Origin of the sequence: Streptomyces sp. NPDC002785 (assembly GCF_040295565.1) — a bacterium.
Classification (GTDB): Bacteria; Actinomycetota; Actinomycetes; order Streptomycetales; family Streptomycetaceae; genus Streptomyces.
The window spans coordinates 1-8,169 of sequence record NZ_JBEOVN010000265.1; the positions used below are offsets into that span (position 1 = coordinate 1).

An 8,169-nucleotide genomic window follows, 5' to 3' on the forward strand; every position below is an offset into this window, starting at 1 on the left:
CTTTGTTGTGGCCCAGCTCCTCCGTCTGTTTGCCGCCCGGGGCGACGGGGGGGGGGGGGTGGGGGGCGACCCCCCCCCCCCCGCCGCCCCGCTCCTTCTCCCACCCCCCATGTGCCGGTCGGTCTTAGCCTTCTGACCATGACTTCGACGAAGACCCCTGACGTATGGCTGCCGTTTCCCGCCGACGAGATCGAAGGGCTCCCCGAGGGTTTCAACTACCGCTTCTGGGACGCCGAGCAGGACTACCCGGCAGACCCGGCCGACTGCGCCTTCTACGTCGTGCCGTACATGAAGGATCCCCAGATCGTGGTCCGTCCGCTCGCCGGCATGGCACAGGTCCGGATCGTGCAGACGCTCACTGCGGGCATCGATCATGTCGAGCCGGGGCTCGGTCTGCTGCCGGCCGGGGTACGGCTGTGCAATGCCAAGGGGGTTCACGAGGCGTCGACCGCGGAGCTCGCCCTCGCCCTGATCCTCGCTTCCCTGCGCGGCTTCCCCGGGTTCGTCCACGGCCAGGACAAGGAGGAGTGGCGGGCCGGCTTCTACCCCGCGCTCGCCGACAAGTCCGTGCTGATCGTGGGATACGGATCGATCGGGGCCGCCATCGAGGACCGGCTCGTGCCCTTCGAGTGCGCGCGGGTGGCGCGCGTCGCACGCTCTGCACGGACAACAGCACGCGGACCCGTACACACACTCGACGACCTGCCCGCCCTCCTGCCCGAAGCCGACGTCGTCGTGCTGTCCACCCCGCTGAACCCGTCCACGCAAGGGCTGGTGGGCGCGGAGTTCCTCGCCGCGATGCCGGACGGAGCGCTGCTCGTGAACGTCGCACGGGGCGGCGTCGTCGACACCAAGTCGCTGCTGCTCGAACTCGAGTCCGGCCGACTGTGCGCCGCCCTCGATGTCACCGAGCCGGAACCGCTGCCCGCCGGCCATCCTCTCTGGCATGCTCCGAACGTCCTGATCACTCCTCATGTGGGCGGCAGCACCTCGGCGTTCCTGCCGCGTGCCGAGCGTCTGGTGGCCGGACAGCTGAGCCGGTTCGCCGCGGGGGAGCCGGTGCGGAACGTCGTACGCACCACCGGTTGACCACGCTGCGGGTCCGCTCGGCTGCATACCGTTCGGCAAACCCCCTGGTCGTCACGGAGAGTAGATGAACTATGTCCCTGCGTGACCAGTCTGGTGTATCGTCCCGAAAGGGGCGCTGCGCCGAGGAAAGGGCTGCGCCGGGGGGACGTAACGCGTGAGGGGGCGACGGGTGACGTACGGCCGATGGGTGAACGATCCGGCACCGCAGGGCAGTCGACGGCGACTGGGGCCTGTTCCTGGTTTCCCGTCGTCCGCCCGCAGGGCGGGCGTCGCGGCGTCCGGTGTGTGCCATCGCAGGGCGGAGGGCCACCCTCATGCTTGGACAAGTCAGACAATGCGGCAAGGAGGTCCCCTCTGCTCGAGCGAAGCCGCGAGCTTGGGGGAGTGCGAGCCGGGCGTCGCGACGCGGACGGGAAACCCGGAACAGGCCCCAGCCGGGTGCCGGGTGCGCGCGCACCCGGCGGCGTCGGGTGCGCCCCGGTGAGCGCGCCGGCCGACGCCCTCGGGGCGTTCCTCTCCCGGCGGTCGATCGCCGGCGGTGCGTCCGCACTGGTGTCGCAGGTCCTGGTCGGCCTCGTCTGCGGCGGATACGCGGTGGGGGCGGCCCTCGACTGGGGTTCTTCGGAACTGGCGCTCGTCATGGGGGATTTCGGCCTCAGCGCAGCCGCGCTGATCGCGTCCGTCTCCTGCTTCTTCTACGCGCGGACCGGCGGTGACCGGTTCCAGCCCGCCTGGCTGCTGTTCTCGCTCTCCTCGCTCATGGCCGCAGGGGGCAATGCGGTCTGGGGCTGGTACGAGGTCGTGCTCGAGCGCCGGGTGCCCAGCCCCTCCCTCGCCGACGCCTTCTTCCTCTGCTTCGCACCGCCCGCCATCGTCGGGCTGCTCGTCCTCGCCAAACGCCCCGTCACCCGGGCCGGCTGGGTCTGTCTCGCACTGGACTCCTGGCTGATCGGCGGATCGCTCCTCACGCTCTCCTGGAGCCTTGCCCTCGCCCACACCGCGCATCTCCCGGATGCCGAGGGCGCGAGCGTGGCCTGCGCGGCGCTCGCGCTGGCCTATCCGCTGCTCGACATCGTGCTGGTCTCCATGGTGCTGGCCCTCCACTTCCGGCTGCCCAACGTCAACCGCTGCGCGGTGAACACCGCCATTGCCGCACTCGCCCTGACGGTCCTGTCCGACGCCCTGTTCACCTCCCCGCTGCTGCGCCAGGCCTACCACTCCGGCCAGTTGCTGGACGCGGGCTGGTTCGCCGGTTCCCTGCTCCTCGCGTACGCACCCTGGTGCGCGAACGGCGCAACGGACGATGCCCTCCCACCACGGGGTGCGCCGCGCTCCACCAGCCGCCCCATCGCGGGATCGCTGGCCGCGCTGACGCCGTATCTCGCCGCCGCCGTCTGCACCCTCGGCATTCTCTACAACGTCATCGAGGACCGCCGGGTGGACCGCGTCGTGGTCTTCACCGGCTGCACGGTGGTGCTCGCCCTGGTTGTCCGGCAGGGCATCATGCTCGTCGACAACATCGCCCTCACCCAGGAGCTGGCGCAGAAGGAGAACCACTTCCGCTCCCTGGTGCAGGGCTCCAGCGATGTCATCATGATCGCCGCCCCCACCGGCGTCCTGCGCTATGTCAGCCCCGCCGCCGCGGGGGTGTACGGGCGCGATGCCGACGACCTGGTCGGCGCCGAGCTCGCCTCGATCATCCACCCCGAGGACCTGGGACGGGTGGTCCACGAGGTGCGCCGATTCCTCGCCGCCTCTCCGGGTGAGGAGCCCACCACCCGGATCGAGTGCCGTTTCAGATCCGGTACGGGCGACTGGCTCAATGTCGAATCCACGGTCAACCGCCACCAGGGCGGGCTGATCCTCAACAGCCGCGATGTGACCGAAAGGGTCCGGCTGCAGGCCCAGTTGCAGCACAACGCCGAGCACGACCCGCTCACCGACCTGCCCAACCGCGCCCTGTTCACCGAGCGGGTCCGCCAGGCCCTCGGCGGCCGCCGCTCGGGCGACCCCGGCACCGCCGTGCTCTTCATCGACCTCGACGGCTTCAAGGCGGTCAACGACCGCCTCGGCCACCAGGCGGGCGACGAGCTCCTCATCCAGGCCGCCCGCCGCCTCCATGAGTCCGTACGGGCCGGCGACACCGCGGCCCGCCTCGGGGGTGACGAATTCGCGACCATCATCCTCGGCGACGGCATCCGCGACCAGTCCGCCCGGGAATGCCAGGTCCGCGAGATCGCCGACCGGCTGCGCCTCACCCTCTCCCAGCCGTACCGCATCGGCGCCGGTGAGGTCCGGGTCGCCGCGTCCATCGGGGTCGCCTTCGCCGAGCCCGGCATCTCTCCGAGCGACCTCATGCGCAACGCCGATCTCGCCATGTACCGCGCCAAGGCCGGCGGTAAGGACCGCGTCGAGCTGTACGCCCCGCAGATGCAGGCCGAAGTCGTACGCCGCTCCGAGCTGGCGGCCCGGCTGCGTACCGCCCTGCGAGACGGTGAGTTCGCCCTGCTTCACCAGCCCGTGGTACATCTCGCCAGCGGGGCCGTCGCCGCCGTCGCCGCCCAGGCCCGCTGGCGCTCCGCCCAGGGCATCCTGTTCACCCCGGCCGAATTCCTCCGCGTCGCCGAGGACGGCGACCGCACCGCCGAACTCGGCCGCTGGCTCCTCGAAGCGGCCGTCGAGCAGGCCGCCGACCGGGCCAGGGCCGGCCATCCGGTCTCCGTCGCCGTGCGGCTCTCCGCCCGCAGGCTCCTCGACAAGGGGATGCCGTTCGGCTCCGTCGAGGCGCTGCTCACCCGGCACAGCCTGCCCTCCGGCGCCCTGATGATCGAGGTCGCCGACAGCGACCCCCGGATCTCCTTCGACGAACTCGAACAGCGTCTCGTCGCGCTGCGACGGCTCGGCGTCCGTATCGCGCTCGACGGCTTCGGCAGTGGCTACGCCGCGATCAACGCGCTGCGCCGGCTCCCCATCGACGTACTGAAACTGGACCGCGGTCTCGTCGAGGGTGTCGTGGAATCCGCCCGGCTGCACAAGATCACCAGCGGACTCCTGCGCATCGCCTGCGACCTCGGCATGCAGTCCGTGGCAGATGGTGTCGACCTACCGGAGCAGGTCCTCGCACTGCGCGCCATGGGCTGTACGCACGGCCAGGGAATGGCCTTCTCCGGGCCGCTCGACGAGTACCGGCTGCGCCGCGTCCTGGCCCGCGGTGAGTACCCGGTGCCCGGCGGTGCCACTGCCCAGCCGGTTCTGACCGGCGGCTCGATCCCACTCCTCAGCGGCTCACATGTTGAGACGCCCGTCCCACCCGCTTGACACGTCGCATGCGCCGGAGAGAGGGTCAATGTCATGCGCACCCGAATTCTCGTACTTGGAAAGCGCGTCGGCTGAAGCAGAGTCCGTCACTGACACTCTGCAGACCACACCGACGCGCTCCCCTCGCTTGCCTCATGGCACGAGGGGTTTTTTGTTGCACTAACACCAGGCAAATCCTCGCAAAATACCCGCAAAAACCCTCAGCTTCGAGAAGAGAATGCCGATGACCGAGCAGGCCACAGGGGCCCACCATCCCCAGCCGCGGGCCCGTAACGGCGGATCGTCCGCCGCCACCGTTGAGCACGTCACGGGCGCGCAGTCCCTCATCCGGTCTCTCGAGGAGGTGGGGGCCGACACGGTATTCGGCATCCCCGGCGGCGCCATCCTTCCGGCGTACGACCCGATGATGGACTCCACCCGGGTCCGTCATGTGCTGGTCCGTCACGAGCAGGGCGCCGGACACGCCGCCACCGGTTATGCACAGGCCACCGGCAAGGTCGGCGTCTGCATGGCCACCTCGGGCCCCGGCGCCACCAACCTGGTCACACCGATCGCCGACGCCCACATGGACTCCGTCCCGCTGGTCGCGATCACCGGCCAGGTCGCCTCCAAGGCCATCGGCACGGACGCCTTCCAGGAAGCCGACATCTGCGGCATCACGATGCCGGTCACCAAGCACAACTTCCTGGTCACCAAGGCCGAGGACATCCCGCACACGATCGCCGAGGCCTTCCACATCGCCTCCACCGGCCGTCCGGGCCCCGTCCTCGTCGACATCGCCAAGGACGCCCTGCAGGCGCAGACCACGTTCAGCTGGCCGCCCACCCAGGACCTGCCCGGCTACCGCCCGGTCACCAAGCCGCACGCCAAGCAGATCCGCGAAGCCGCCAAGCTGATCACTCAGGCCAAGCGTCCGGTGCTGTACGTCGGCGGCGGTGTCATCAAGGCGGGGGCCACCGCCGAACTGAAGGTCCTCGCAGAGCTCACCAAAGCGCCCGTCACCACCACACTGATGGCGCTCGGCGCATTCCCCGACAGCCACCCGCTGCACGTCGGAATGCCGGGCATGCACGGTGCGGTCACCGCCGTCACCGCGCTGCAGAAGGCCGACCTGATCGTCGCCCTCGGAGCCCGATTCGACGACCGCGTCACCGGCAAGCTGGACAGCTTCGCCCCGTACGCCAAGATCGTCCACGCCGACATCGACCCCGCCGAGATCGGCAAGAACCGCGCCGCCGACGTCCCGATCGTGGGCGATGCCCGCGAGGTCCTGGCCGACCTGGTCCAGGCCGTCCAGACCGAGCACACCGAGGGCCACGTCGGCGACTATGCCGCCTGGTGGAAGGACCTCAACCGCTGGCGCGACACCTACCCGCTCGGCTACGACCTGCCCGAGGACGGCAGCCTCTCGCCGCAGCAGGTCATCCAGCGCATCGGTCAGCTCGCCCCCGAGGGCACGATCTTCGCGGCGGGCGTCGGCCAGCACCAGATGTGGGCCTCGCACTTCATCCAGTACGAGCAGCCCGCCACCTGGCTGAACTCCGGCGGCGCCGGAACGATGGGCTACGCGGTCCCGGCCGCGATGGGCGCCAAGGCCGGCATGCCGGACCGTACGGTCTGGGCGATCGACGGCGACGGCTGCTTCCAGATGACCAACCAGGAACTCACCACCTGCGCGCTCAACAACATCCCGATCAAGGTCGCCATCATCAACAACGGCGCCCTCGGGATGGTCCGCCAGTGGCAGACCCTGTTCTACAACCAGCGGTACTCCAACACCGTGCTGCACTCCGGCGCCGACACCCAGGGTGTCCCGGCGAAGGGCACCCGCGTCCCGGACTTCGTCAAGCTGTCCGAGGCCATGGGCTGCTACGCGATCCGCTGCGAGGACCCGGCCGACCTGGACAAGGTCATCGAAGAGGCCAATTCCATCAACGACCGCCCCGTCGTGATCGACTTCATCGTCCACGAGGACGCCATGGTGTGGCCGATGGTTGCCGCCGGTACGTCCAACGACGAGGTCATGGCCGCCCGCGGGGTCCGCCCCGACTTCGGCGACAACGAAGACGACTGAGAGACAGAGAGAGACCGACTCCATGTCCACCAAGCACACGCTCTCCGTCCTGGTCGAGAACAAGCCCGGTGTCCTCGCCCGGATCACCGCCCTGTTCTCCCGCCGCGGCTTCAACATCGACTCGCTCGCGGTGGGTACCACCGAACACCCCGACATCTCGCGCATCACCATCGTCGTCAGTGTCGAGGACCTGCCTCTCGAGCAGGTGACCAAACAGCTCAACAAGCTGGTGAACGTCCTGAAGATCGTCGAACTCGAGCCGTCCGCTGCGATCCAGCGTGAGCTCGTCCTGGTGAAGGTCCGCGCCGACAACGAGACCCGTTCCCAGATCGTCGAGATCGTCCAGCTGTTCCGCGCCAAGACCGTGGACGTCTCCCCGGAGGCCGTCACGATCGAGGCGACCGGCGGCGCCGACAAGCTGGAGGCCATGCTCAAGATGCTGGAGCAGTACGGCATCAAGGAGCTGGTCCAGTCCGGCACCATCGCCATAGGGCGCGGCGCGCGCTCGATCACCGACCGTTCGCTGCGCGCCCTCGACCGTTCGGCCTAGTCACAGCCACTTCGCCGCTCGTATGGCGAGACCCGAAAACGTATCTGACGCACCCCGCCGTACGGTGGGACGCAACACCTGCACACCAAGGAGAGACCCAGTGGCCGAGCTGTTCTACGACGACGATGCCGACCTGTCCATCATCCAGGGCCGCAAGGTCGCGGTCATCGGCTACGGCAGCCAGGGCCACGCCCACGCGCTGTCGCTGCGTGACTCGGGTGTCGACGTCCGTGTCGGTCTGCACGAGGGCTCCAAGTCCAAGGCCAAGGCCGAGGAGCAGGGGCTGCGCGTGGTGACCCCGTCCGAGGCCGCCGCCGAGGCCGACGTCATCATGATCCTCGTCCCGGACCCGATCCAGGCCCAGGTCTACGAGGAGTCCATCAAGGACAACCTCAAGGAAGGCGACGCGCTGTTCTTCGGCCACGGCCTGAACATCCGCTTCGACTTCATCAAGCCGCCGGCCAATGTCGACGTCTGCATGGTCGCCCCGAAGGGCCCGGGCCACCTGGTCCGCCGTCAGTACGAGGAGGGCCGCGGCGTTCCGTGCATCGTGGCCGTCGAGCAGGACGCCTCGGGCAACGGCCTGGCGCTCGCCCTGTCGTACGCGAAGGGCATCGGCGGCACCCGCGCCGGCGTCATCAAGACGACCTTCACCGAGGAGACCGAGACCGACCTGTTCGGTGAGCAGGCCGTCCTCTGCGGTGGCACCGCCGCCCTGGTCAAGGCCGGTTTCGAGACCCTGACCGAGGCCGGTTACCAGCCCGAGATCGCGTACTTCGAGTGCCTGCACGAGCTGAAGCTCATCGTGGACCTCATGTACGAGGGCGGCCTGGAGAAGATGCGCTGGTCCATCTCGGAGACCGCCGAGTGGGGCGACTACGTCACCGGCCCGCGGATCATCACGGACGCCACCAAGGCCGAGATGAAGAAGGTCCTCACGGAGATCCAGGACGGCACCTTCGCCAAGAACTGGATGGCCGAGTACCACAACGGTCTGCCCAAGTACAACGAGTACAAGAAGGCGGACAGCGACCACCTCCTGGAGACCACCGGCCGTGAGCTGCGCAAGCTCATGAGCTGGGTCAACGACGAGGACGCGTAACACCGGCGCCTCGGGGGGCGGGTCCGAGACCCGCCC

General features: G+C 69.1%; 5 protein-coding genes. All 5 read left to right on the forward strand.

The features are described from left to right. Nucleotides 1–138: 138 nt before the first annotated feature. Nucleotides 139–1,089: a 2-hydroxyacid dehydrogenase gene (locus ABTZ94_RS34400; protein ID WP_351206874.1), complete on the forward strand. Its 951-nt coding sequence runs from the start codon at nucleotides 139–141 to the stop codon at nucleotides 1,087–1,089. Nucleotides 1,090–1,569: 480 nt separating this feature from the next. Next, on the forward strand, nucleotides 1,570–4,407 hold the full coding sequence (locus tag ABTZ94_RS34405; RefSeq protein ID WP_351206876.1) for a putative bifunctional diguanylate cyclase/phosphodiesterase: 2,838 nt from the start codon (nucleotides 1,570–1,572) through the stop codon (nucleotides 4,405–4,407). A gap of 217 nt (nucleotides 4,408–4,624) precedes the next feature. Beyond that, on the forward strand, nucleotides 4,625–6,481 hold the full coding sequence (locus ABTZ94_RS34410) for an acetolactate synthase large subunit (RefSeq protein ID WP_351206878.1): 1,857 nt from the start codon (nucleotides 4,625–4,627) through the stop codon (nucleotides 6,479–6,481). Between the two features lie 22 nt (nucleotides 6,482–6,503). Then, on the forward strand, nucleotides 6,504–7,031 hold the full coding sequence (gene ilvN, locus ABTZ94_RS34415) for an acetolactate synthase small subunit (RefSeq protein ID WP_351206880.1): 528 nt from the start codon (nucleotides 6,504–6,506) through the stop codon (nucleotides 7,029–7,031). A gap of 100 nt (nucleotides 7,032–7,131) precedes the next feature. Continuing rightward, nucleotides 7,132–8,133, forward strand: a complete 1,002-nt coding sequence (ilvC, locus tag ABTZ94_RS34420; protein ID WP_351206882.1) for a ketol-acid reductoisomerase — start codon at nucleotides 7,132–7,134, stop codon at nucleotides 8,131–8,133. Nucleotides 8,134–8,169: the final 36 nt, after the last annotated feature.

Excerpts from the sequence above, each read along its gene's own strand:
- ABTZ94_RS34400 (WP_351206874.1), top strand. The coding sequence starts at position 139 with ATGACTTCGACGAAGACCCCTGACGTATGGCTGCCGTTTCCCGCCGAC.
- ABTZ94_RS34410 (WP_351206878.1), top strand. The coding sequence starts at position 4,625 with ATGCCGATGACCGAGCAGGCCACAGGGGCCCACCATCCCCAGCCGCGG.
- ilvN (WP_351206880.1), top strand. The coding sequence starts at position 6,504 with ATGTCCACCAAGCACACGCTCTCCGTCCTGGTCGAGAACAAGCCCGGT.